General features: G+C 52.5%; 25 protein-coding genes. 18 read left to right on the top strand and 7 right to left on the bottom strand.

Annotation, left to right across the window (positions count from 1 at the left end; translation table 11 throughout):
* Window positions 1-22: 22 nt before the first annotated feature.
* The 9 genes from GEOB_RS13260 (at window position 23) to GEOB_RS13300 (ending at window position 6,776) form a co-directional block, all read left to right on the top strand.
* The gene (locus GEOB_RS13260) at window positions 23-493 is read left to right on the top strand and encodes a deoxycytidylate deaminase (protein ID WP_012647751.1); all 471 of its coding nucleotides are present in this window, start codon (window positions 23-25) and stop codon (window positions 491-493) included.
* Entirely contained in the window at window positions 490-942 is a 453-nt protein-coding gene (gene nrdR, locus GEOB_RS13265) for a transcriptional regulator NrdR (protein ID WP_012647752.1), read from the top strand. Before GEOB_RS13260 ends, nrdR begins: the two co-directional genes overlap by 4 nt.
* On the top strand, window positions 939-2,045 hold the full coding sequence (gene ribD / locus GEOB_RS13270) for a bifunctional diaminohydroxyphosphoribosylaminopyrimidine deaminase/5-amino-6-(5-phosphoribosylamino)uracil reductase RibD (protein WP_012647753.1): 1,107 nt from the start codon (window positions 939-941) through the stop codon (window positions 2,043-2,045). The genes nrdR and ribD overlap by 4 nt, the downstream gene beginning before the upstream one ends.
* Window positions 2,030-2,677: a riboflavin synthase gene (locus GEOB_RS13275; RefSeq protein WP_012647754.1), complete on the top strand. Its 648-nt coding sequence runs from the start codon at window positions 2,030-2,032 to the stop codon at window positions 2,675-2,677. Before ribD ends, GEOB_RS13275 begins: the two co-directional genes overlap by 16 nt.
* Window positions 2,678-2,739: 62 nt before the next feature.
* On the top strand, window positions 2,740-3,942 hold the full coding sequence (locus GEOB_RS13280) for a bifunctional 3,4-dihydroxy-2-butanone-4-phosphate synthase/GTP cyclohydrolase II (RefSeq protein WP_012647755.1): 1,203 nt from the start codon (window positions 2,740-2,742) through the stop codon (window positions 3,940-3,942).
* 19 nt (window positions 3,943-3,961) lie between these two features.
* Window positions 3,962-4,429 (top strand): 6,7-dimethyl-8-ribityllumazine synthase, encoded by a 468-nt coding sequence (gene ribH, locus GEOB_RS13285; RefSeq protein ID WP_012647756.1) that lies wholly within the window; start codon window positions 3,962-3,964, stop codon window positions 4,427-4,429.
* A complete protein-coding gene (nusB, locus tag GEOB_RS13290) occupies window positions 4,429-4,866 on the top strand; it encodes a transcription antitermination factor NusB (RefSeq protein ID WP_012647757.1) in 438 nt (145 codons plus the stop codon). The genes ribH and nusB overlap by 1 nt, the downstream gene beginning before the upstream one ends.
* A 39-nt stretch (window positions 4,867-4,905) precedes the next feature.
* Complete coding sequence (locus tag GEOB_RS13295) at window positions 4,906-6,216, top strand: homoserine dehydrogenase (protein WP_012647758.1); 1,311 nt, start codon at window positions 4,906-4,908, stop codon at window positions 6,214-6,216.
* Window positions 6,217-6,389: 173 nt separating this feature from the next.
* Complete coding sequence (locus GEOB_RS13300; RefSeq protein WP_012647759.1) at window positions 6,390-6,776, top strand: hypothetical protein; 387 nt, start codon at window positions 6,390-6,392, stop codon at window positions 6,774-6,776.
* Here GEOB_RS13300 and yrfG read toward each other — a convergent pair.
* From yrfG to GEOB_RS13335, 7 genes are all read right to left on the bottom strand, one after another.
* Window positions 6,769-7,482 carry a GMP/IMP nucleotidase gene (yrfG, locus tag GEOB_RS13305; protein WP_012647760.1) on the bottom strand — a complete coding sequence of 238 codons (714 nt, stop codon included), beginning with the start codon at window positions 7,480-7,482 and terminating at the stop codon, window positions 6,769-6,771. The two genes, GEOB_RS13300 and yrfG, sit on opposite strands and share 8 nt — an antisense overlap.
* Window positions 7,483-7,590: 108 nt before the next feature.
* A complete protein-coding gene (gene thrC / locus GEOB_RS13310; protein WP_012647761.1) occupies window positions 7,591-8,973 on the bottom strand; it encodes a threonine synthase in 1,383 nt (460 codons plus the stop codon).
* 113 nt (window positions 8,974-9,086) lie between these two features.
* On the bottom strand, window positions 9,087-10,013 hold the full coding sequence (locus tag GEOB_RS13315; RefSeq protein ID WP_012647762.1) for a tetratricopeptide repeat protein: 927 nt from the start codon (window positions 10,011-10,013) through the stop codon (window positions 9,087-9,089).
* Window positions 10,006-10,980, bottom strand: coding sequence for an MlaD family protein (locus GEOB_RS13320; RefSeq protein ID WP_012647763.1), 975 nt, complete (start codon window positions 10,978-10,980; stop codon window positions 10,006-10,008). Before GEOB_RS13320 ends, GEOB_RS13315 begins: the two co-directional genes overlap by 8 nt.
* Entirely contained in the window at window positions 10,977-11,552 is a 576-nt protein-coding gene (locus GEOB_RS13325) for a P-loop NTPase family protein (RefSeq protein ID WP_230198945.1), read from the bottom strand. The genes GEOB_RS13320 and GEOB_RS13325 overlap by 4 nt, the downstream gene beginning before the upstream one ends.
* A gap of 108 nt (window positions 11,553-11,660) precedes the next feature.
* Window positions 11,661-12,434, bottom strand: coding sequence for an ABC transporter permease (locus GEOB_RS13330; RefSeq protein ID WP_012647765.1), 774 nt, complete (start codon window positions 12,432-12,434; stop codon window positions 11,661-11,663).
* Window positions 12,435-12,449: 15 nt separating this feature from the next.
* The gene (locus GEOB_RS13335) at window positions 12,450-13,205 is read right to left on the bottom strand and encodes a 3',5'-cyclic-nucleotide phosphodiesterase (RefSeq protein WP_012647766.1); all 756 of its coding nucleotides are present in this window, start codon (window positions 13,203-13,205) and stop codon (window positions 12,450-12,452) included.
* A gap of 303 nt (window positions 13,206-13,508) precedes the next feature.
* Between GEOB_RS13335 and rimP the strand changes: the two genes are divergently transcribed.
* The 9 genes from rimP (at window position 13,509) to pnp (ending at window position 23,438) form a co-directional block, all read left to right on the top strand.
* On the top strand, window positions 13,509-13,988 hold the full coding sequence (rimP, locus tag GEOB_RS13340) for a ribosome maturation factor RimP (RefSeq protein WP_012647767.1): 480 nt from the start codon (window positions 13,509-13,511) through the stop codon (window positions 13,986-13,988).
* Window positions 13,989-14,034: 46 nt separating this feature from the next.
* A complete protein-coding gene (nusA, locus tag GEOB_RS13345; protein ID WP_012647768.1) occupies window positions 14,035-15,177 on the top strand; it encodes a transcription termination factor NusA in 1,143 nt (380 codons plus the stop codon).
* A complete protein-coding gene (locus GEOB_RS13350; protein WP_230198946.1) occupies window positions 15,174-15,785 on the top strand; it encodes a DUF448 domain-containing protein in 612 nt (203 codons plus the stop codon). Before nusA ends, GEOB_RS13350 begins: the two co-directional genes overlap by 4 nt.
* 3 nt (window positions 15,786-15,788) lie before the next feature.
* Window positions 15,789-18,515 (top strand): translation initiation factor IF-2, encoded by a 2,727-nt coding sequence (gene infB, locus GEOB_RS13355; protein WP_012647770.1) that lies wholly within the window; start codon window positions 15,789-15,791, stop codon window positions 18,513-18,515.
* A gap of 34 nt (window positions 18,516-18,549) precedes the next feature.
* On the top strand, window positions 18,550-18,921 hold the full coding sequence (locus GEOB_RS13360; RefSeq protein ID WP_012647771.1) for a ribosome-binding factor A: 372 nt from the start codon (window positions 18,550-18,552) through the stop codon (window positions 18,919-18,921).
* Window positions 18,902-19,858, top strand: coding sequence for a DHH family phosphoesterase (locus tag GEOB_RS13365; RefSeq protein ID WP_041267150.1), 957 nt, complete (start codon window positions 18,902-18,904; stop codon window positions 19,856-19,858). Before GEOB_RS13360 ends, GEOB_RS13365 begins: the two co-directional genes overlap by 20 nt.
* Window positions 19,858-20,814, top strand: coding sequence for a tRNA pseudouridine(55) synthase TruB (truB, locus tag GEOB_RS13370; protein WP_154650578.1), 957 nt, complete (start codon window positions 19,858-19,860; stop codon window positions 20,812-20,814). The genes GEOB_RS13365 and truB overlap by 1 nt, the downstream gene beginning before the upstream one ends.
* A 68-nt stretch (window positions 20,815-20,882) precedes the next feature.
* Window positions 20,883-21,149 carry a 30S ribosomal protein S15 gene (rpsO, locus tag GEOB_RS13375; RefSeq protein ID WP_012647774.1) on the top strand — a complete coding sequence of 89 codons (267 nt, stop codon included), beginning with the start codon at window positions 20,883-20,885 and terminating at the stop codon, window positions 21,147-21,149.
* Window positions 21,150-21,347: 198 nt separating this feature from the next.
* Window positions 21,348-23,438 carry a polyribonucleotide nucleotidyltransferase gene (pnp, locus tag GEOB_RS13380; RefSeq protein ID WP_012647775.1) on the top strand — a complete coding sequence of 697 codons (2,091 nt, stop codon included), beginning with the start codon at window positions 21,348-21,350 and terminating at the stop codon, window positions 23,436-23,438.
* Window positions 23,439-23,446 lie beyond the last annotated feature (8 nt).

Consider the following 23,446-nt stretch of genomic DNA (forward strand, 5'->3'; position numbering starts at 1 on the left):
ATCAACCTCAACGGAGCTATTTATGAGCCGTCCCAGCTGGGATGAATATTTTATGGGGATTACCCACCTGGTTGCCAAAAGATCGACCTGTCTGCGCCGTCAGGTTGGGGCCATTATCGTCAAAGACAAGAACATTCTGGCAACCGGTTATAATGGAGCTCCGTCAGGTGTTTCACATTGTTTGGACGTGGGGTGTTTGCGGGAGAAGCTAGGTATTCCGTCCGGGGAACGCCACGAGCTTTGCCGGGGCCTGCACGCCGAGCAGAATGCCATAATACAGGCGGCAAAGCACGGCACTGGTATCGAAGGGTCAACTTTGTACTGCACGACCATGCCATGTATCATCTGCTCCAAGATGATCATCAATGCCGGGATCAAGCGGATTGTCTTCGAAATGGGATACCCTGACCAGCTGGCCGAAGAAATGATCAGGGAGTCGGGGATCATCGTGGACAGCTTTCAGAAAAGGGACTCTGAGCAGGAGGAACGATGAAGTGTCCATTTTGTGCCTTTGCCGACAGCAAGGTGGTCGATTCCCGTCCTGATAAGGAAGGTTCGACAATCCGCAGAAGGCGGGAATGCGAATCGTGCAGCAAAAGGTTTACGACCCATGAACGGGTAGAAGAGATACTTCCGCTGGTGATCAAGAAGGATGGCCGCCGCGAGCCGTTCGACAGGATGAAGCTGGTGGCCGGCGTCATGAAGGCATGCGAGAAGAGACCGGTGTCGGTGGAAACAATCGAGCGGCTCATTGACCGCCTTGAAGTACAGATGCAGGAGAGCGGAGAAAAGGAAATTCCCAGCAAATCCCTGGGGGAATGGGTGATGACGGAACTTCATGCAATCGATCAGGTAGCCTATGTGCGTTTTGCCTCGGTCTATCGCTCCTTCAAGGACATAACCGAATTCATGTCCGAATTGCAGGAACTGTTGAAGAAGTGACGGACTTTGCCGAAAACATGATGAAACGTGCCGTGTCCCTGGCGCGGAAAGGTGTGGGAAAAACCGCACCCAATCCGGCTGTGGGCTGTGTAATCGTCAAGGATGGCGCAATAGTAGGTGAGGGGTGGCATAGGAAGGCAGGTACACCCCATGCCGAAATTCATGCCTTGAGGCAGGCAGGGGCTTTGGCAGAAGGTGCCGATGTCTTTGTCACGCTTGAGCCTTGCTCCCACTTCGGCAAGACCCCGCCGTGCGCCGACGCCCTTATCGCCGCCAAGGTTGCCCGCGTTTATGTGGGTATGGTCGATCCGAACCCGAGGGTTTGCGGCAAGGGAATTTCAAAGCTGCGTGCTGCCGGTATTCAGGTGGAGGCGCCGCTGTTGGAAGAAAAATGCCGCGCCCTTAACGAACCCTTCATCAAGCATGTGACTACCGGACTTCCCTTTGTCATTTTGAAAACCGCCATGACCATGGATGGGAAGATTGCCACTGCCGGGATGGACTCAAAATGGGTAACGTCTGAAAAGTCACGACGATATGTTCATAAACTTCGATCAGAACTTGATGTTATCATGGTGGGTGTGGGAACCATCATCAAAGATGATCCTCTTCTGACTTCCAGGATCCCAGGCGGCAGAAATCCCCTTCGGGTTGTTGTCGATTCAAAGCTGAGAATTCCTCCGGACGCTCATGTTTTGCATTGCGATTCCACTGCAAAGACTGTCGTTGCCACCATCTCTTCAGATGAGGCACAGGTCTCCCGCTTGGCAGGTTTGGGCGCTGAAGTGCTTTCTTGCGGCGAAGATGGCGATCGGGTCGACCTGTGCTGCCTGATGGCGAAGCTGGGAAAACGAGGGGTGCAGTCAGTCCTTTTGGAGGGAGGGGCTGAACTGGCCGGCGAGGCACTCCGCAAGGGCATCATTGATAAGTGCATGTTCTTTTATGCCCCCAAACTGGTTGCCGGCGACGGGCTCGGGCCATTTGCAGGCAATGGGGCAGGTAAAATGGCTGATGCGCTCAAGCTTCAATGGGTGACCGTGACGAAAATCGGTGTCGATATCCTGGTGCAGGGGTATCCGGAGAAGATATGTTTACAGGGTTGATTGAAGAGATCGGTACGGTTGCAGGGATGGAGATGAAAAGCAATGCGGGTATCTTGAGCGTTTCCGCCGCATTTCCATCTGACCGGATCGCCATAGGCGATTCTATCGCTGTAAATGGAGCTTGTCTGACGGTCGTCGGCAAAGGAGCCGGCACCTTTTCCTTTGATGTTTCGCCGGAAACAGTTAACAGAACCTCTCTAAAGGAACTGAAAAAAGGGACGCCGGTAAACCTGGAACGTGCTCTTGCCGTTTCGGGACGGCTTGACGGCCACCTGGTTTCAGGCCACGTGGATTGTCTGGCCGTGGTCCGTGATCGACGCACTGTTTCGGGCAACACCGTCTTTTTCTTCCGCATGCCGGCAGAATATCTCAGATATGTGGCGGCAAAAGGCTCCATTGCCATCGATGGCGTAAGTCTGACCGTAAATACCGTCGATGATGACGGTTTTTCAGTGAACATCATTCCCCATACCCTCGCAAAGACCACTCTTGCTGGGAAAAAGGCCGGCGATGTTGTCAATATAGAAACGGACATACTGGCTAAATATGTGGAACGGCTGTTGAGGCATCGCGACAGGGGGGACAGCACTGGCATCACATTGGAACTGCTTGCAAAAAGCGGCTTTATGTGACATAAGGTTATGCTGTCCGATATAATGTCGTTTTATTACTTTGAAAGAAGGAAGGTTTGGTTATGACCGTAGCAAAGATAGAGGATGCCATCGAGGATATCAGGCAGGGAAAGATGGTTATTCTGGTTGACGATGAAGACCGGGAAAATGAAGGTGACTTGACCATGGCGGCTGAAAAGGTCACGCCTGAAGCTATCAACTTCATGGCCAAATACGGCCGTGGCTTGATCTGCCTGACCCTGACCGGGGACAAATGCGATCAGCTAAATCTACCGCCCATGGTTTCCACCAATACCTCCTCATTCGGCACAGCCTTCACTGTCTCCATAGAGGCGAAGAAGGGGGTCACCACCGGGATTTCCGCCGCTGATCGTGCCCATACCATACTAACGGCGGTTGCTGATGATGCATCGGCCGATGACCTGGCCAGACCGGGCCATGTTTTCCCCTTGCGTGCAAAGGCTGGCGGCGTTCTTGTCAGGGCAGGGCAGACTGAGGGCTCTGTTGATTTGGCCAGGCTGGCCGGGCTTAAACATGCAGGGGTCATCTGCGAGATAATGAATGATGACGGGACCATGTCCCGAATGCCCGAACTGAAAAAATTCGCCAAGGAACACGGTATCAAGGTCTGCACCATTGCCGACCTGGTTGCATACCGGCTGAAACACGAATCGCTGGTGCGCAGGGCTGCCGAGGTAAGGCTTCCCAGCCAACTTGGTGAATTCAGTGCCATTGCCTTCGAAAATGACATCGACAAACTGGAACATCTTGCCCTGGTCAAAGGGGAGATTCGCGGTGACGAGCCTGTGTTGGTCCGTGTCCACTCCGAATGCCTTACCGGAGATGTCTTCGCCAGCATCCGTTGCGATTGTGCCGAACAGCTGCATCGTGCCATGGAAATGGTCGAAGCTGAAGGAAAAGGGGTTGTCCTCTACATGCGCCAGGAAGGGCGTGGCATAGGCCTGATCAACAAGCTCAAAGCCTATGCACTCCAGGATCAGGGAAAGGATACCGTAGAGGCCAATCTTGCTCTTGGCTTCAAGGCCGACCTGCGCGATTATGGCATTGGCGCCCAGATTCTCGTCAACCTCGGGATTAAAAATATCAGGCTGATGACCAACAATCCTAAGAAAATAGTCGGCCTCGAAGGATACGGTATCAACATCGTTGAGCGGGTACCCATAGAGATTGCCCCTTCCATGAGCAACAAGAAGTATCTGAAGACAAAAAGGGAAAAAATGGGGCACCTGCTGGAAAACATCTGAGATTAAAACGGAGGGAGTCATGCCTAAATTTATAGAAGGAAAATTGGATGCCAAGGGCCTTCGCTTCGGCATCATTGTCGGACGTTTCAACAGCTTCATAGGTGAGCGGCTTCTGGAAGGTGCGCTGGACGCCCTGATCCGCCATGGGGCTGACGACAAAAACATAGAGGTTGCCCGGGTCCCCGGTGCCTTTGAAATTCCCCTGGCCACCAAGAAAATGGCTGCAACTGGCAAATACGACGCCATCATTTGCCTCGGCGCAGTCATCCGTGGGGCAACACCACACTTTGATTATGTGGCTGCCGAGGTTTCCAAGGGTGTTGCCCATGTCTCACTGGACAGCGGCGTTCCGGTCGCCTTCGGCGTTCTTACCACCGACACAATCGAGCAGGCCGTGGAGAGGGCAGGTACCAAGGCCGGCAACAAGGGCTTCGATTCAGCCATGACGGCAATTGAAACGGCCAATCTGTTCAAGGGGATAAAGTAGTGAGCAGCAGAAGAGAAGGGCGTGAGCTTGCCCTGCAGGCACTTTATTCATCCGATGCGGAATCCCTCGGCGGAACTTTTGCTCTGAAGAAGATCATGGATAATTTTGCCGATGGTTCGGAACCCTCCCTGGATGTCCATGGACGATCCTTTACCTTTGCCACCGAACTGGTCAATGGGGTACTCTCCAACAGCGAGGCGATCGACCGCAAAATCGAAGAGAAATCCAAGAACTGGTCCATAGCCAGAATGGCGAAAGTGGACCTGAATATCCTGCGGCTTGCCGTATTCGAGCTTTTTTACCGGCCGGATATACCGAAGAACGTTACCATCAACGAAGCGATTGAAGTGGCGAAAAAATTCGGTGCCGAAGACTCACCAGCCTTTATCAACGGCATACTTGATGAAATAGCGTCATCGTTGCCCGACAAGGAATGACGTGCAGTGGCAAGATATGTTATCTGTTAGCGAGGGAATATGAACGAGATCAAGATTGGTCTGATCGGCTTCGGCACCATTGGTGCTGGTGTCGTCAAATTGCTGGATAAAAATGGCAGCCTTCTGGAGGAAAAACTCGGAACAAGACTCTTCCTGAAAAAGATCGCCGATCTGGACATCAGTACCGATCGTGGCGTGGAGGTGGAGCCTGGAGTTCTCACTACCAATGTGGACGAGGTCCTGTGTGATCCGGAAATAGCCATAGTCATCGAATTGATCGGCGGTTACGAACCTGCCCGCAGTTTTGTCCTCAAGGCCATTGCCAACGGCAAGCATATCGTCACCGCTAACAAGGCTCTTCTTGCAGTACACGGCGAGGAGATATACGCCGCTGCCGAAAAGAAAGGAGTAGAGGTCCTTTTCGAGGCTGCAGTAGGAGGCGGAATACCAGTCCTCTCTTCCATCAGGGGAAACCTGGCCGGCAACAATTTCAGCACCGTGCTCGGTATTCTCAACGGCACTTGCAATTACATCCTCACCAGAATGACACAGGAAGGGGCCGACTTCGCCGAAGTACTGAAAAACGCCCAGCAGCTGGGCTATGCAGAGGCTGATCCCACCTTTGATGTGGAAGGGATCGATACCGCCCATAAGCTGTGCCTTCTCCTTTCCCTTTGTTTCGGCACCAGGGTTGATCTGAAAGAGGTCTCCACTGAGGGAATAAGCTCCATTGCAGCGGTCGATATCAATTTTGCCAGGGACTTCGGCTACAAGATCAAGCTGCTGGCCATCGGCAAGCGTGATGGTGAACGCATCGAGGCCAGGGTACATCCGACAATGATTCCGGTAAATTATCCCTTGGCGGATGTGAACGGTGTCTTCAACGGCATCAGGTTGTCAGGTGACTTCGTGGGCCCGGTTATGTTCTACGGGCGCGGTGCCGGGATGGAACCCACTGCCAGCGCAGTAATCGGCGATGTGGCAGATATCGCCCGAAACCTTGTGGCAGGAATCTCCAGACGCTCAGCTCCTCTGGGTTTTGGTGACGACAAGGTGAAGAACCTTACCATAAAGCCCATGGGAGAGATCACCAGCAAATATTACATCCGTTTCAATGCATTTGACAGACCGGGGGTTCTGGCCAAGATTTCGGGGGCGCTGGGTGACAATAACATCAGCATCGAGTCCATGATGCAGACGGCGCGGAGCACCAATTGCACCGTACCTATCGTCATCATGACCCATGAAGCCCGGGAAATGGATATACGCAAGGCGCTTTCAGTGATCGACACCTTTGACGTTATCAAAGAAAAGAGCAACGTCATCAGAATAGAGGATAACCTGGAATAGGTCATCTTCCATTTGGATTGCACCCCAATCGCCTGTTCGGCCACCTGCCGACGGGCGGTTTTTTTTTGTGCTTAAAGAAGGCAAAGAATGCCAGCCTTGAGGATGGAAAGATGGCTGTTAAGATTAATAATAACAACTTGTGACCAAAGGCGATACCTCAAAGGAGGTTAACAATGCTACTTAACGCGGGTTTTTTCAATCGTTTTCGTGCAAACAAACGGAAAAGGGCAGATATAGAGCCGAACAGCGACAAGCCACTTAATTTCAACCGGGATCAACTGCCTAATATCAAAGGAAAACTAAGGCATTTAAACATGGAGCGAGGCCTGGACATGGCGATGACTTCCACAGCGCTCATGTTGCTGGGGAGTGGTCTGGGCTTCCTGATGACGCGCAGATACAGGCTGGCATCTTTTTTGGGTGTCGCTTTTATCGTCCAGCAAGTTTTGGAAAACCGTCGGATCGACCGTCATGACCCCAACGAGATCGAGTTTGAACGTCGCGCCTTGAAATTAGAGAGGGGAGATTTCGGCAAGCTGGAGGTGATTCCGTTCAAATAAAATCAGGCGGCAACATCTTTATCTTTGCCAGATCCACCCCCGTAGAACCTTCCTTGGGGATCAGCTGGCTGAAATAGTGAATGGATGAGAAGTTGGCAGAGGGTTTCGGTGTGAGGGCGGAACTGAAACGGCTTACGTAGATCAGATATTTGATGCCGTACTGGGCCGCTGTGGACAAGTTTGTCTCGCTGTCTTCACCAAGTAGCGTCCTTTCAGGATCGTAGCTGATGCGGGAGGCCAACGCAGGCCAGAAAGCCGCATCTTCCTTGGGCAGGCCAAGATCGTGGGCGGAAATGATGCCGTCAAAGTAGGAGCCGATGCGGGTTTTTCTCATCTTCAGGGTCAAAGTTTTGCTGTGGGCATTGGTCACCAGGTAAATGGCCTTGCGCTGCTGTCTGAGATAAAGCAGGAACTCGACGACAAAGGGGTGGACGGCGATAAGATGATCCACCTCTTCCTTCAGCAGCGGTATATCCAGACCTAGCTGTTCGGTCCAGTAATCCAGGTCGGTCCAGTTGAGGGTGTTTTCCTGGGAGCGGAAACGGCTGATTAGCATGGCCTTGGCATCTTTCAGCGCAATACCGTGCTTGTCGGCATAACGTCTCGGCACATGTTCCAGCCAGAAATGATCGTCGAAATGGCGGTCCAGGAGGGTTCCGTCCATATCCAGCAGGACCGTATCTATGTCTTTCCAGTTCAGTACCATGGATTGTCTGGTTACCTTAAGTCAATATCTTGTTTTAAATAACACCATTAAAGAATTGGAAATGAAAAACCCCGCCTGGAAAGACGGGGTTCTCTTGTCATTACTTATTTAAAGAGCCTTCTCAGCCACGTAGTTCTGTATTGTTGCCCGGTCCGCAGGCATAACTTCGCAACGGGTCGGCAGCTGTTCTATCCCTTCCAGGGAGCCTGGCAGGGGAGGGCGATTGCCGGTGGCCTTTTCTACTGCTTCGGCAAATTTGGCCGGGTGGGCCGTAGCCAGGCATACTACTGTGCTGCCTGCGGCGCAATCCTGAGCGGCCTTGACCCCGACCGCGGTATGGGGATCCAGGATATAGGAAGTTTCCAAGTGAAATGCGGCAATGGTTTCAAGGGTTTCCTCTTCGTTGACAGAGCGGGAAGCAAAGTCTTTGCGCACCCTCTCCAATTCTTCGGCAGTAAAGGTCATCCTGCCTGTTGCGGCAAATTGACTGAAACATTCGCGGACCCGGGCAGGGCTTTCATCGAACAGGTAGTAAAGGTAGCGCTCGAAGTTGGATGCCACCTGAATGTCCATGGATGGAGAGACCGTCTGGACTACCGATCCTTTGGAGTAGTCGCCATCATTGATGAAACGGGTAAGAATGTTGTTCTCATTGGTTGCCAGCAGCAGTTTTGCTATGGGGAGTCCCATACGTTTTGCCACATATCCGGCAAAGATATCGCCGAAATTGCCGGTGGGAACGGAAAAAACCACCGGGCTTTCCTGGGAATCGGTTACCCGGAACCATGCGTAGAAATAGTAGACGACCTGGGCCAGGACCCGTGCCCAGTTAATGGAGTTAACGGCGCCCAAGGCATACTGTTCCTTGAAGGGAAGGTCGTTGAACAGGTCCTTGACAATATTCTGGCAGTCATCGAAGGTGCCATTGACCGCGATGTTGAAGACATTTGCGTCAAGAACGGTGGTCATTTGCCGCGCCTGAATGGGAGAAGTCTTGCCGTATGGGTGGAGGATGAAGATATTGATGTTTTCCTTGCCCCTGACGCCATAGATGGCAGCGCTTCCCGTATCGCCGGAGGTGGCACCGACGATGTTCATTTTTCTGCCGCTCTCTTTCAGCAGATATTCGAAAAGGTTGCCGAGAAGCTGAAGGGCAACATCCTTGAAGGCCAGGGTAGGTCCATGGAAAAGCTCCAGGATATGGACGCCGTTTTTGGCTACGACCGGGGTGATTTCTTCGTGGGCGAAGCTGTCATATGATTTATCGATGAGGTTTTTCAGGTCGGCGGCGGGAATATCGTCCACAAAGCGGGAGATTACCTGAAATGCCAGTTCACGGTAGGGGAGAGAACGCCATGCAGAAAGGGTTCCGTCGTCTATGACCGGAAAACGTTCAGGTAGAAGGAGGCCGCCATCTGTGGCAAGGCCCATCATTACAGCGTCTTTGAAGCCAACCGGGGCGATATTTCCCCTGGTGCTGATGTATTTCATGGTCTTGTTCTCTCTGTGGAAATTGATTGTGTAGCCATTGAATCCAGGCATCTTAGCAGGTAAGAGGCGAAAAGTGAAGGGTTGCAAGGCCGTTTTTATTCCTGTGGCCGAAATTATTGTTTTTCTGTCTCCTTGAGCAGTGATTCCCGCTCTTCCATGAGCTGCCGGAATTTCTTATGGTTACCCATCTTGTCATGGAGCCTGGCCATGAGGAGCAGGTCTTCTGCCGCCGCTTGCCGATCTCCATCGTTCATGCTTACGCTCTGGGCACGTCCGTAGAAGGAGATGGCTTCTGCATTACTATTCGTATAAGCATAAACATCGGCAATACCACGCAGATCAGCGGCGATTTTTCGACTTTTGCCGAGAGTCTTGTCCAGTTGGAGAGCCTTGCCAAAAGCATCAAGAGCTTCAGTGGTGCGTTTACTGTTTGAATGAAGAATGCCCAAAAGGCGTAGCGCATTCGCCTCTTCTTCTGTCTGGCTGTTATTTCTACTTAAAATAAGCGCCTTATCAGCCTGCTCTTTTGCCGCATCATGCTGTTTTCCCAAGTACAGTATCCTGGCAAGCAGGTTGGTTGCCGCCGTTGTCTTGCTGCCAGTTGCTGCCGCAATTGACTTTGCTGCCCATTCCTGTGCGCCGGCCAGGTTCTTCAACTGGAGTTCGACGCTACTTTTTTCGAAGGCTACTTCAGAAAAGATATCTGATTTAGGCGTTACCAGTTCCAGTGCCTGATTTACTGCTTTCAGGGCCGAGTCTGCATCTCCCGTGTGGCGATTGACCCTGGAGATGTTCACCAGTGCCACTAACTTGCCTTCCGTATTATCGACGGACCCGTTTATTCTCAGTGATTCACTAAACTCTTCCAGGGCCAGCTCGTGGTTTCCCCGGGCCTCGGCCTTGATCCCTCGCAGGTTGTGATTGACAGCCTCCAGCTGAGGCCCTGACAGACGCGGCAGGTCCTTACTGCAACCGGGACCGATAAATACCAAGAGTAAAAGCACGATATAACAGAAGGTGAATATTCTGGGGCTAATCATGGCTGTCACCTGGGACAAACTGACGTTGATCCGCAGCCGGGACGTGATTTTTAAATGGCCACATATCCTTAACGGCATTCAGCACCGTATCTGCCCCCTCCATGACGTCTTCAGCCTTGTTTATCAGCTTCGGAACCCTCGGCATGGCTTTTTCCGATGTTTTCTGCAACTGCAGCGTGGTCTTTTCCAGATGATCCATGCTTGCATCGACCTTTTGCAGTAATGGGGGAAGGCTTTTTTCCAAATTGGCCATTGACCTGTCCACCTTTTCCAGGGTAGGACCCAGGGCTGAAACCTTGGCGTTGGTATTGTTCAGAACATCGACTCCGCTTTTGGTCAGGGAGCTGACATTATCCCTGGAGGAGACGAGCAGGTCGTCCACCTTTTCCCTGGTATCCTGCAACTGCTGAGTCAGCAGCTTTATATTGCCCAGCGACTGCTTGATATCACCATTGGGATCATTGATATAGCTGATGATTTCCTTGACCTCAATCAACACCGGCTTGACCTCTTCGGCTATATCATTGGCAACTTCTTCCAGGCCTTTGCTTTTTTCAAAATTTATCGTATCGCCGTTCTTGAGGACCATTGCCTTGGCGGAACCTGCTGTTACCTCGATGATGCTGTCACCAACCAGCCCTTCCTTTACCAGTCTTGCACTGGAATCGCTCTTGATCCATTTTTGATATTTCTTGTTAACCTCTATCTCGATATCAACCATAGCCTGTTCGTTGAGGTTTATGCTTTTGATGCGCCCTATCCTGAACCCCGAAAGTTTCACGGGCATTCCTTTGGCGAAGCCGGTGCCCTTTCCAGTAGTAAACTTCAGCTTGTACTTGGGGGTGAGAAGGTCCTTGTCGGCCCCAATGAACAGTACGACTGCCAATGCGCCTACTATGGCAATAGCTGCAAACAGCCCGATCTTCTTTTCCAGATGTTTGAAACGGACATCTTCTTCTTTTATCATGAGAGCAGTCCCTGATTTATGTGGATGACCCTGGCAGCCTTCATCATGGGAAGGATATCAGGGCTGGATGAGATGAAAAGGGAGGTTCTCCCGTCTTTTTCCCCATGGAATTCCATGGCTGTATTTATATAAAGACGTCTTTCCTCATGGTTAAGCCCCAGAAGTGGGGATTCATAGACCATCAGTTCAGGATCCATGAGCATGGCCCTGGCAAAACCTGCCATTTTTTTATGATGGAACGGCGTGTGACCGGGCAGTTGCATCAACTTTCCCGGATAACCCACCCTTTTCAGAGCAGAACTACCAATCTTTTCAATCTCGGCGTCGTTCAGTCTGGTCATGTATGAAAGGGGCAGGGTGACGTTTTCCCATATTTTCAGATTCGAGATGAGACCACCGTTGGCATAGACAAGGCCGATCCGTTTTCGAAATTCATACAGCTTGTTCCCGGTCAAGGAAGACGGGGTGTTGCCGAAGACGGAAAATTCTCCCCGGTCCGGATCGATGAAACCAAGGATCAGCCTTGCCAGCCAGGCATCAACTTCTTCCTTGGCAGTGATGATGACGGTCATGGATCCTTTTGTTACTGAAAAAGAGACATCATACAGCAGGTCGCTCCACGCGATCTTCTCAGCTTTTATTATCTCAGGCACATTGTCCATAATTGATGTATTTGCACTTTATAAAAGAGATATCAGCGTTATGACACCATCAAGCACGAATACGAGAAAGAGACTCTGCATGACCCCCTTAGTCGCCGCCTGGGGAATCTGTGTCGCACTTTTCCCTACGCCGAGTCCGTGTCTGCAACAGGCGGCAGAGAGAAAAAGACCGAAAAACAGGCTCTTGATGAAAGACATCCCCAGCTCTTTGATGGTCAGTATTGAGAATATGCTCTGGGCGAATTTGTCGAAAGGGACATGCCAGCCGATTGCAGCGACAATAAAACCTCCCAATATGGCGGCAATCTCAAAATAGATCGTCAGTATTACTACAGATGTGGTTACGCCGATGATCCTGGGCATTATAAGGTAACGGTCAGCAGGAATCCCCAGGGATTCGATGCTTTCAATCTCATTGTTGATCTTCATGTAGCCAAGTTCTGTGGCGATAGCAGTGCCACTTCTGGCAATGATAATGATGGCCGTCAACACAGGGCCCAGCTCTCTGATAATCACCCACACCAGAACGCGTCCGGTCAGTGTCTCGTTCGCCCCGACCAGGCTGATTATCTGGGTGATGATGACAATGCCGATCGTTACCGAGATGATGACAATAACTTTCAACGATTCAAGGCCGGTGAAATAAATCTGTTTTCGCAGTACAGCCATGATCGGACGTCTGCCCTGTTTAAAGGAGAGGAACAAGTTCCTGAAGGCCTGGATGATGGTTTCAACAAGTCCCATCCCGGTCAGCAGCAGTTTCAGTATCCATTTGCCAAGGGCTGTGATCATCGGTGGGGCACGCTGTCAGAATTCATAGATATTGCCGTCACGCAGCAGCTCGATCTGTTCCACGCCCAGATCGTCAAGTTCGGATGCTATTTTGTCGTAGTGCTGTGGTTTCGGGTGGGTGATCAGGATGCGTGGCGGCAGATTTTTGATCTTCTTAAGTTCTGTGGCAAGCAGGGCTGGCGTGAGATGTCTGGTCAGAAGCGCCAGCTTTTCCATTTCATTGGGAAAGGATACTTCGACAATAAGAGCTGAAATGTTGTCTGTGAAATCCCAGAGCCTGTCCGTGGGGCCGGTATCACCGGTATATATGATGGACTTGTTACCTTTGCGGACAATGTATCCCACCGCAGGTACGGTGTGATTGACTTCGACCGCCATGATCTTGTACCCGCCGACTTCCAGCTCCACCTCCGGAACAATCGGGTTGTATCGTATGACCGGATGGGTGGACGGAATCTTGCTGAAATCGGGCCAGATCACATCGTTGAGAAGGTGTGTACTCAGTGATTCAATGGTTTCCCTGATGCCGTGAATAGTCAGGCTCTTGTTGAGTTCCTTGATGACGATGTTGTCGGCAAGCATGGGGATGCCACGGATATGGTCCAGATGAGCGTGGGTAATGAATATCCGTGCAATCGCCCATTGTTCATGTTCTGAAAGCACTGCGCCAATGGTGCCTGCATCGAGCAACAGGCTGTCATCCACCAGAAATGCCGAGGGGTGAAAATGGGGGAACTCAGCCCCGGCACAACCCAGTACACGTAATTTCATGCGATTTCCTCAGTACTTCCGTATTGGCGAGTGGGCTTGTTTGCCTTTAATTCATGTGCTGCAATTCATACTCGCCCTATGTTATATCTTTTGACTAATGAAAACCAGCAGTTTCTATCAAATACTACCGTGAAACGCTTTTTCGTCAATGCAAGCAGAAGACCGTTGGGAAGAGGAGTTATGCGATAAAATTTTCTAAAATAAATGCTTGCCTTTTGGCCATCTGCATGATAAAGAGAAGATCACAAGTAAATGTTCACTGAAAGTGAGCTCCTCCGGCTCACTTTTTTTTATGGGAAAATTATGGCAAAAGTCGATGTGGTCTCCCGGGTAACCGAACTTGCAGAACAGGTGCTGTCCTCTCTGGGCATGGAACTTGTCGAGCTTGAATATAAGCACGAGGGAAGAGAACTGGTGCTGCGGCTTTTTATCGACAAGGAGGGGGGAGTTACCCTCGACGACTGCGAATCGGTCAGCCGGGATTTGTCACAAATTCTCGAAGTAGAAGATATCATCACCGGTCATTATCGTTTTGAAGTGTCTTCCCCCGGTCTGGATCGCCCCCTGAAAAAGGGTTCAGATTACGAGAAATACGCGGGTAGGCTGGTAAAGATAAGAACTTTCGAAGCCCTGGCCGACGATGCAGGTAACAAGCGAAAAACCTTTCTCGGCGAACTGAAAGGCCTCAAGGAGGGACAGGTGCATATTGCCCTGAAGGAAGGACAAAGTGCCGTCATCCCCCTGGATAAAATTGCCAAAGCCAATCTGGAATTCGAATTCTGATTCAGTGAAATAATCTATATCAAGCAGGTATTAAGGAGATAGAAACGTGGAAACGAACTTCAACCTCAAGCATACTATCGATCAGATCGTAAAAGAAAAGGGGATTGATAAAGATGTGGTGCTGGAGGCTCTTGAGCAGGCTGTTCTGACCGCTGCCAACAAAAAATTCCGCAACACCCGTGACCTTGAGGCCCATTACAATCCCGAGATCGGTGAAGTGGAATTGTTCGAGTTTGTGACCGTTGTTGATGAGGTGCAGGATTCCTATAAGGAGATCGACCTTGACGAGGCGCGGGAGATCGACCCTGAAGTGGAAGTAGGGGACTCTCTCGGGATGAAGATGGATGCCAGCGGTTTCAGCCGTATCGCTGCCCAGACTGCTAAGCAGGTCATTATCCAGAAGGTGCGTGAAGCGGAACGGGAGACTATCTTCAATGAATTTCAGGAGCGCCAGGGAGAGGTTATCAATGGCGTGGTCCGTCGTTTTGAAAAGGGGGATCTGGTGGTGGATCTAGGTCGCGCCGAGGCACTGCTTTCGCATAAGGAGCAGGCTCCGCGGGAGGTATATCGTCAAGGGGACCGCGTCAAGGCACTCATTACCGAGATCAGAATGACCACCAAAGGGCCGCAGATTCTTCTTTCCCGTACCCATCCAATGATGCTGGCCAAATTGTTCGAGGCTGAGGTGCCGGAAATTGCAGAGGGGATCGTCGAGGTAAAGAATGTTGTCAGGGAACCGGGCAGCCGGGCGAAGATAGCAGTCTATTCCCACGATTCGGATGTGGATCCGGTTGGCGCCTGTGTAGGTATGCGCGGCAGCAGGGTGCAGAATGTGGTGTCCGAACTTCGTGGAGAAAAGATCGATATAATTCCCTGGTCCGAGGATGTGGCACGTTTTGCCTGTAATGCCCTGGCTCCGGCAGTCGTTTCCAAGGTCTACGTGGATGAAGACAATCGGGCCATGGAGATAGTCGTTGCCGACGACCAGTTGTCACTTGCCATTGGCAAGCGGGGACAGAATGTGCGCCTGGCGGCAAAGCTTACCGGCTGGAGGATCGACATAAAGAGCGAGACCCGCGTAGCCGAAGCCGAACTGCTGCAGTTTGCCTCCTACGACGGCACCGAAGAAGAGGCCGTTGAAGAAGAAACCCCTGAGGAGATTGCTCCTACCGAAGAATCGGAGGAGTGATAATCAGAAGTCTGCCCATGGTTGAAACCGGTCCGGAAAGAACCTGCATTTTTTGCAGGACCACCAGAGGCAAACAAGAGTTGCTTCGCTTTGTTCTGTCGCCGGACCGTCTGCTGGTTCCCGACCTTTTGGCCAAGCTTCCCGGTCGGGGTGCTTACACCTGCATGGCCGTATCCTGTGTGAAGGGTGCTGCTGAAAAAAAACAATTCAGCCGCGCATTCAAGGGGGAGGTCAGGGGGGGCGATGCTGCAGGGCTGGTGAATCAGCTCAGGACCAGGATGGAGGAGCGGATAGCTTCCTACCTCTCACTGGCTAACAAGGCTGGCAAGGTTTCTTCTGGAACGGATATGGTTCTGGAGCGGATGAAAGACCGCCTGCCCGGCTTTCTTTTCATCGCCTCGGACATCTCCGCGGATATTGGACAGAAGGTAAAAACCCAGGCTGAAAGAAACGGGGTTGAATACTGCACCCTTTTTGATAAAGAGAAGTTAGGTGCATTGATCGGCAAGGAAATGAGAGTTGTAGTGGCAATCCAGGTGGGCGGTTTCATTGGCCCACTCAAGCAGGAGACAGCAAAGTTGAGGAACTTCTTCGAGGAGGGACGATAGTAGATGAGTAAAACCCGTGTATACGAGCTGGCACAGCAAATGGGCATCGATAATAAGGAACTGATGGCGAAGTTGGCTGCGGTAGGTGTGGAAGTGAAAAACCACATGGCAGCCATTGATGATGCCGACATTAAGAAGCTGAGTGCCCCGGCTACTGTCAAGGAAGTCTCCCAGGAAGAAGTTCGTGTCAAGCCCACCCTGATCCGTCGCCGGGCCAAGGTTGTGGAAGCTGTTGCCGAAGAACCTCCCGTCGAGCCAAAGGCGGAACCTGCACCGGCAGAAGTGACCACTGAGAAAGTTGCCGAAAAAGCCAGGGTAGAGGAAGCTCCTGCTCCTGAGGCTCCTGTACAGGCTGCAGAACCTGTCAAGATCGCAACAGAGGAGGCGGTACCGGAGAGGGCCACTGCAAACAAGGCGAAGATCCTTGGCAGGGTGGAAATTCCCGGATTGACCCAGAGGGCGAAACCACCGGTGCAACGTGAAGCCCAGCCGACTGCACGGGTCGTTGAAAGGCCAGAAGCACGGCCCTCTGCCGAAAGACCAGCCCCTGGCCAGCGGCCCGAAGGCCAGAGACCCGGGCAACGACCGGAAGGCGGATATCGTCCCGCCGGACCGCGGCCTGCAGGTCAGCGACCGGAGGGACCGAGACCTGGCTACACCGAACGACCTGTCACCCGTGGCCCTGAAAGACCCGGGCAAGCCCGTGGACCTGAGAGGCCGGCTCCTGTCGTGCCATTGGAAATGCCACCCGCTGGTGAAGACAGGAGAAAAGGGCGCAAAGGGAAAGAAGTCGCCGGCGCCGGTAAAAAAGGTCCTGCAGGTGCCGCTGTACCCAAGCGCAAGGAAGAATTCAAAAAAACCGAGCTGTTCGAAAAACATGAGAGGGTCTTCGAACCGGGGCCCAGGGGAAAAGGTAAGAAGAGGCAGGCCGAAAAGATCCAGATCGGCAAGAAGACGGAGATTACTGTTCCAAAGGCCATCAAGAGGATCATCAAAATATCTGAGACCATCACCGTCGGCGAGCTCGCCAAACGTATGGGAATCAAGGCCAATGATCTTATCCGCGCCCTGATGAAGATGGGGGTCATGGCCACCATCAACCATGCCCTTGACTTTGACACTGCCACCATCCTTGCCACCGATTTCGGTTATGAGATCGAAAATGTGGCCTTGGACATAGATGAAATTCTCGAGTCGACGCCTGATACTCCGGAGAGCCTGGTCAAGAGGCCGCCCGTGGTTACCATCATGGGTCACGTCGACCACGGCAAGACATCACTTCTGGATGCTATCCGTCAGACCAACGTCATCGCCGGCGAGGCCGGGGGCATCACCCAGCATATCGGCGCCTACGATGTTACCCTCAATGGCCGCAAAATAACCTTCCTCGATACTCCGGGTCACGAGGCATTTACCGCCATGCGTGCCCGTGGAGCCAAGGTTACCGACATCGTCATCCTGGTCGTTGCGGCGGACGACGGGGTCATGCCCCAGACCAGAGAGGCTGTCAATCACTCCAAGGCTGCAGGCGTTCCCATAATTGTTGCCGTCAACAAGATCGACAAGCCGGAAGCCAAACCGGAACGGGTCAAACAGGAACTGATGGAACTTGGGCTCGTCTCCGAGGAGTGGGGTGGAGAAACCATTTTTGTCGATGTATCCGCCAAGAAGAGGGTAAATCTTCCCACATTGCTGGAGATGGTACTGCTTCAGGCCGACGTGCTGGAGCTGAAGGCCAACGAAGATAAGGCCGCCCGTGGAACCATCGTTGAAGCCAAGCTGGATAAGGGGCGTGGCCCGGTGGCAACCGTACTGGTTCAGGAAGGTACCCTCAAGGTGGGTGATTACTTTGTTGCCGGTATTCATTTCGGCAGGGTACGGGCCATGCAGAACGACCGCGCCGAAAAAGTGCTCTCAGCAGGTCCCTCAATGCCGGTGGAAGTGATCGGCTTTACCGGCGTACCCGATGCCGGCGATGTTTTTGTGGCCCTGGCCGATGAAAAGCAGGCCAAGGAGATCGCCAGCCTCCGCCAGCAGAAGGTCCGGGAAACCGAGCTTGCCAAACACAGCAAGCTGTCTCTGGAACAGCTCTACGAAAAAATCCAGATGGGCGAGGTCAAGGATCTCAATACCATCGTCAAGGGTGACGTCCAGGGGTCGGTGGAAGCTGTATCAGAATCCCTGCGCAAACTTTCCACCGATGCCATCCGTCTCAATGTCATTCACGCTTCGGTCGGCGCCATTACCGAGACCGATGTCAACCTGGCAACGGCAAGCAACGCCATCATCCTCGGCTTCAACGTCCGACCCGAGGTCAAGGCACAGGCACTTGCAGAGAAGGAAGGGGTCGATATCCGCCTCTATAACATCATCTATGATGCCGTGGATGATATCAAAAAGGCCATGGAAGGCCTGCTTGAGCCGACCCTGAGGGAAAAATTCCTTGGCCGCGCCGAGGTCAGGGAAACCTTCTCAGTGCCTAAACACGGCACCGTTGCCGGTTCTTATGTCCTGGACGGTAAAATGATCAGAAATTCCCAAGTCCGCCTGCTTCGTGACAACGTGGTGGTTTTCGAAGGGAAAATGGGCAGCCTGCGCCGCTTCAAGGACGATGTTAAAGAGGTTGCCTCGGGCTACGAATGCGGCATTTCCATCGAAAACTACAATGATATCAAGGTGGGCGACATCATAGAATCCTTCGAGATGGAGAAGGTTGCCACCAAGCTCTGAGAGATTCACCAGAGACAAACAGAGGAGTTCAAGGTTGTTCAAACGTTCTGAAAAAGTAGCAGAAGCGGTCCATGAGCTGGTCTCCGAGTTGCTGGTCAAGGGACTCAAAGACCCGAGGATCGGCTTTGTCACTATTACCGGGGTGAAGGTGACCGATGACATGCACCTTGCCACCATATACTTTACGGTAATCGGCAGCGATGAAGAAAAGAAGGCTACTGAGCAGGGGCTGAACAGCGCCCGGGGCTTTATCCGCAAGGAGATGGGAAAAAGCTTCCGCATGCGCTATGTCCCGGACATTGTCTTCAAATACGATGCATCAGTGGAATATGGCTCACGCATTGAATCGATACTCAAGGAAATCGGCTCACCGGAACACGATGATAATGATAAAGAGAATAGCTGAAGAAATTGCAGCCCTGAATTCGTTCCTCATTACCACCCATGAAAGTCCCGATGGCGACGCCGTCGGTTCAAGTCTGGCCCTGGCTCGCTATTTAACCTGCCTCGGCAAGGATGTAACCGTTTATCTCTGCGATCCGGTGCCCGATGTCTACCAGTTCCTGCCAATGGCCGAAAGGGTCGTCCAGGAGCTTCCCGACCGTTCATTCGACGCCTGCTTTGTCCTGGACGTGGGTGAATTCAGGCGTGCCGGCAAAGCCATTACCGATTGCCGGACCATCGGCAAGTTCATCAACATTGATCATCACCTTAACTGTGAAGATTTCGGCGAAATCAATTATGTGGACACGACTGCCTGTGCAACCGGTGCCCTTGTCTACCGCATCATAGAAGCGGCAGGTCACGAGATGGATTACGATATCGCTCTCTGCATCTATACTGCAGTAATTACCGATACCGGTTCCTTCCGTTACTCCAATGCCAATCCTGAAGCCTTTGCCATTGCTGCCAAAATGGTTGAAAAGGGAATCAATGCCTGGGATGTGGCTGAAAAGCTCTATGAGAGTCAGCCACAGAACCGCCTGCAACTTCTTGCCATGGCACTGGCCACCCTGTCGTTTTCACCTTTTGGCGATTATGCATCCATCGCCGTCACCCTGGACATGTACCAAAAATGCAATGCCAATGCCGAGCTGACCGACGGCTTCGTCAACTATCCCCGCTCGATCAAGGGGGTCGAGGTGGCCATCTTCTTCCGGGAGATCAGAGACGGGCTGTTCAAGGTCGGCTTCCGTTCCAAGGGCAAGGTGGATGTTTCGGCTCTTGCCGCTGCCTTTTCCGGCGGGGGACACCACAACGCTGCCGGTTGCACCATTGAAGGTTCGCTGCCAGTCGTCAAAGAGAAGGTGTTCACCCTTCTTGAAAAATTCCTTCGCAAATGATCGATGGCTTTATCGTAGTTGACAAGCCAATCGGCGTGACATCCCACGACGTGGTCGGCATGGTGCGCCGGATGGCCGGACAGAAGAAGGTCGGTCATACCGGCACCCTCGATCCTTTCGCCACGGGTGTACTACCGGTGGCCCTTGGTGAAGGTACCAAGGCCATTACCTTTCTGGACGAAGGGGTCAAGGAGTACCAGGCGGTGATGATGCTGGGTACAGCTACCGATACCCAGGATTGCACCGGTAACGTTACCAGCAGCAGTGACTGTTCGGCCATAACAGAACAGGCCGTCGCGGAAGTATGTCTTTCCATGGTCGGTAAGCAGAGCCAGCTGCCCCCCATGTTCTCCGCCCTGAAAAAAAATGGCGTTCCCCTGTACAAACTGGCCAGGCAGGGAACAGAGGTGGAACGTGAGGCTAGGGGAATAGAAATATTTTCCCTGGTCATTGACCGGATGAATCTCCCCCAGGTGAGTTTCACCGTCAGGTGTTCCCGCGGTACCTATGTGAGGACCCTGGCCCACGATATCGGTCTGAAGCTTGGTTGCGGCGCTCACCTGGTGCAACTTCGCCGAACCACGAGCGGCCCGTTTACCATTCAGGATGCCGTTACTCCCGATCTTCTGCAGGAGCGTCTTAAACTGGGCGTAAATGCTGTGGGACTGGTCTCTCCCTATGCCGCTCTTGCCCATTTACCAGACCTTGTTTTATCGGAAAAGGGTGCAGCCAGGGTGATGTGCGGCATTGCCCCTGCAGATAACGATTTTCTGACGATCCCCGACGAAATAGGCCATGGTCAACTGGTCCGGCTGTCCATCGGCGGGGGGCTTTTGGCAGTAGCCGAGGCAGTACTTCCGCCAGGCACCGGGGAACAGTTGTCTTTTAGGCTTTCCAGGGTATTTAATCTTGATAATTCCTTTACAGATCAAAGGGTTTGTGGTAATAGTATCTAGCTTAATCCTATATGTTGCTTGTAAATCAAGCTAAAATCCTAATCTCAAAGACAAAGGGGGTGTAGTAAATGTTGGCAACGGACAAGAAACAGGAAATCATAGGTGCGTACAAACTCCATGACAGCGATACCGGGTCTCCGGAGGTTCAGATAGCAATCCTCACCGAGCGCATCACCTATCTGACTGAGCACTTCAAGACCCACAAAAAGGATCACCACAGCCGTCGTGGGCTTCTGAAGATCGTCGGTCAAAGAAGGGGACTGCTTGATTACCTCAAGAAGAAAGATGTGGAAAGATACAGAAGCATTATTGAAAAGCTTGGTATAAGAAGGTAAGAGAAGGCAGTATACCTCTTCCGGGGTATATTGCCTTTATTTTTTCTCTCAAAATGGGCTGTAATGGCCCTTTTATTTTGTTGGGGGCGTGGATAAACAAGTCATTGACCGGTTGTGAAAAACATCCGCAGCGGTTTTCAATGACTTCTTTATCGGCGGCCCCAACAGTCAACGAAAAGGCTAGGAGACCGAACGAAAATGGAAACTAAAGTACAGGTTGAATGTGGTGGAAGAACCATCACCATAGAAACAGGCAAGATGGCCAAACAGGCCAGTGGCGCCGTGGTTGTCAGCAGCGGCGATACCAGGGTTTTGGTGACAGCAGTTGCCACCAAAACTGCCAAGGAAGGGCAGGATTTCTTTCCCCTTACCGTCAATTACCAGGAAAAAGCATATGCCGGGGGCAAGATTCCCGGCGGGTTCTTCAAACGTGAAGCGCGTCCTTCAGACAACGAGACCCTGACCTGCAGGCTCATCGACCGTCCGATCCGACCGCTCTTTCCGGATAATTTCCTCAATGACACCCAGATCATGGCCACGGTCATCTCTGCCGACAAGGACAATGATCCGGGTATTCTCTCCATGGTTGGCGCTTCCGCTGCCCTGATGGTTTCGGACATCCCCTTCCAGGGGCCGATCGCCGGGGTGAAGGTGGGCAGGATCGACGGCCGTTTCGTCGCCAATCCTGGTTTCGAGGAGATGGAGAAGAGCGACATAGAAATAGTTGTGGCAGCAAGCAAAGACGCCATCATCATGGTTGAAGGAAGCGCAGCAGAGGTTTCGGAAGAGGATATGCTGGAGGCCATTTTCTTCGGTCACGCAGCCATTCAGGGTCTTTTGGCCGCCCAGGTGGAACTGGCCGAAAAAGCCGGCGTTGCCAAGCGTGAGGTTCTTCCCCCGGTTGTAAACGAAGCGCTGAAAGCCAAGGTAAAGGAACTGGCCTATTCCCGCATGAAAGAAGCCGTGAGGATCAAATCCAAGGTTGAGCGGCACAATACGATAGATACCATCACCGGAGAGGTTCTGACTGCCCTGGCCGAAGAATTCGAAGGTGCTGCAAAAGAAATCAAGGGTTTCCTTGGCGATTTCGAATACGATCTTGTGCGTGAGCACATCATCAAGGACGGCGAGCGCATCGACGGTCGGGACACCAAGACCATCCGCCAGATAACCACCGAGGTCGGCTTGCTTCCCAGAGCCCATGGTTCGGCCCTTTTCACCAGAGGAGAGACACAGGCCCTGGTTGTGGCTACGCTTGGTACATCCATCGACGAGCAGCGCATCGACTCCCTGTTCGGCGAGAGCAAGAAGCGCTTCCTCCTCCACTATAACTTCCCGCCGTTCTCCGTTGGTGAGACCAGCTTCCGTCTCGCTCCGGGGCGCAGGGAAATCGGCCACGGCATGTTGGCCGAACGGGCTCTTGCCAGGGTAGTGCCCAAGCATGAGAGCTTCCCTTACACCATCAGGATCGTTTCCGACATTCTGGAGAGCAACGGCTCTTCATCCATGGCCTCCGTCTGTGGTGGCTCCATGTCCATGATGGATGCCGGCATCCCCATCAAGGCTCCTGTTGCCGGCATTGCCATGGGCCTCATCAAGGAAGGTGACGACTTCGCCATTCTTTCCGACATTCTCGGTGACGAGGATCATCTGGGGGACATGGATTTCAAGGTTGCCGGAACTTCAACCGGTGTTACCGCCCTGCAGATGGACATCAAGATCGGCGGCGTCACTCGCGAGATAATGGGCGTTGCCCTCAAGCAGGCCCATGAAGGACGTCTGCATATCCTGAGCAAAATGGCCGAAACCATCGGTACCTCCAAGGCCGAGCTTTCCACCTTCGCACCGCGCATCACCACCATCTATGTGAAGACCGACAAGATCCGCGACGTCATCGGTTCCGGTGGCAAAAACATCCGCGGCATAACCGAGGCCACCGGCGTCACCATCGACATCGACGACACCGGCAAGATCAATATCGCCAGTACCGATAAGGCTGCCTGCGACATGGCTATCAAAATGATCAGGGATCTGACCGCCGAGGCCGAAGAAGGCAAGCTCTACATGGGCCTGGTGAAAAAAGTCATGGAATTCGGCGCCTTTGTCGAGATATTCCCCGGCACCGACGGCCTGGTTCACATCTCCGAGCTGGATACGGAGCGAGTCAAGAACGTCACCGACGTCCTCAAGGAAGGGGACAAGGTACTGGTGAAATGCATCGGCATTGACAAACAGGGTAAGATCAAACTGTCCCGGAAAGAAGCATTGGGCGCCAGCCTGCCCGAGTAGCGGCTGGT

Origin of the sequence: Geotalea daltonii FRC-32 (assembly GCF_000022265.1) — a bacterium.
Classification (GTDB): domain Bacteria; phylum Desulfobacterota; class Desulfuromonadia; order Geobacterales; family Geobacteraceae; genus Geotalea; species Geotalea daltonii.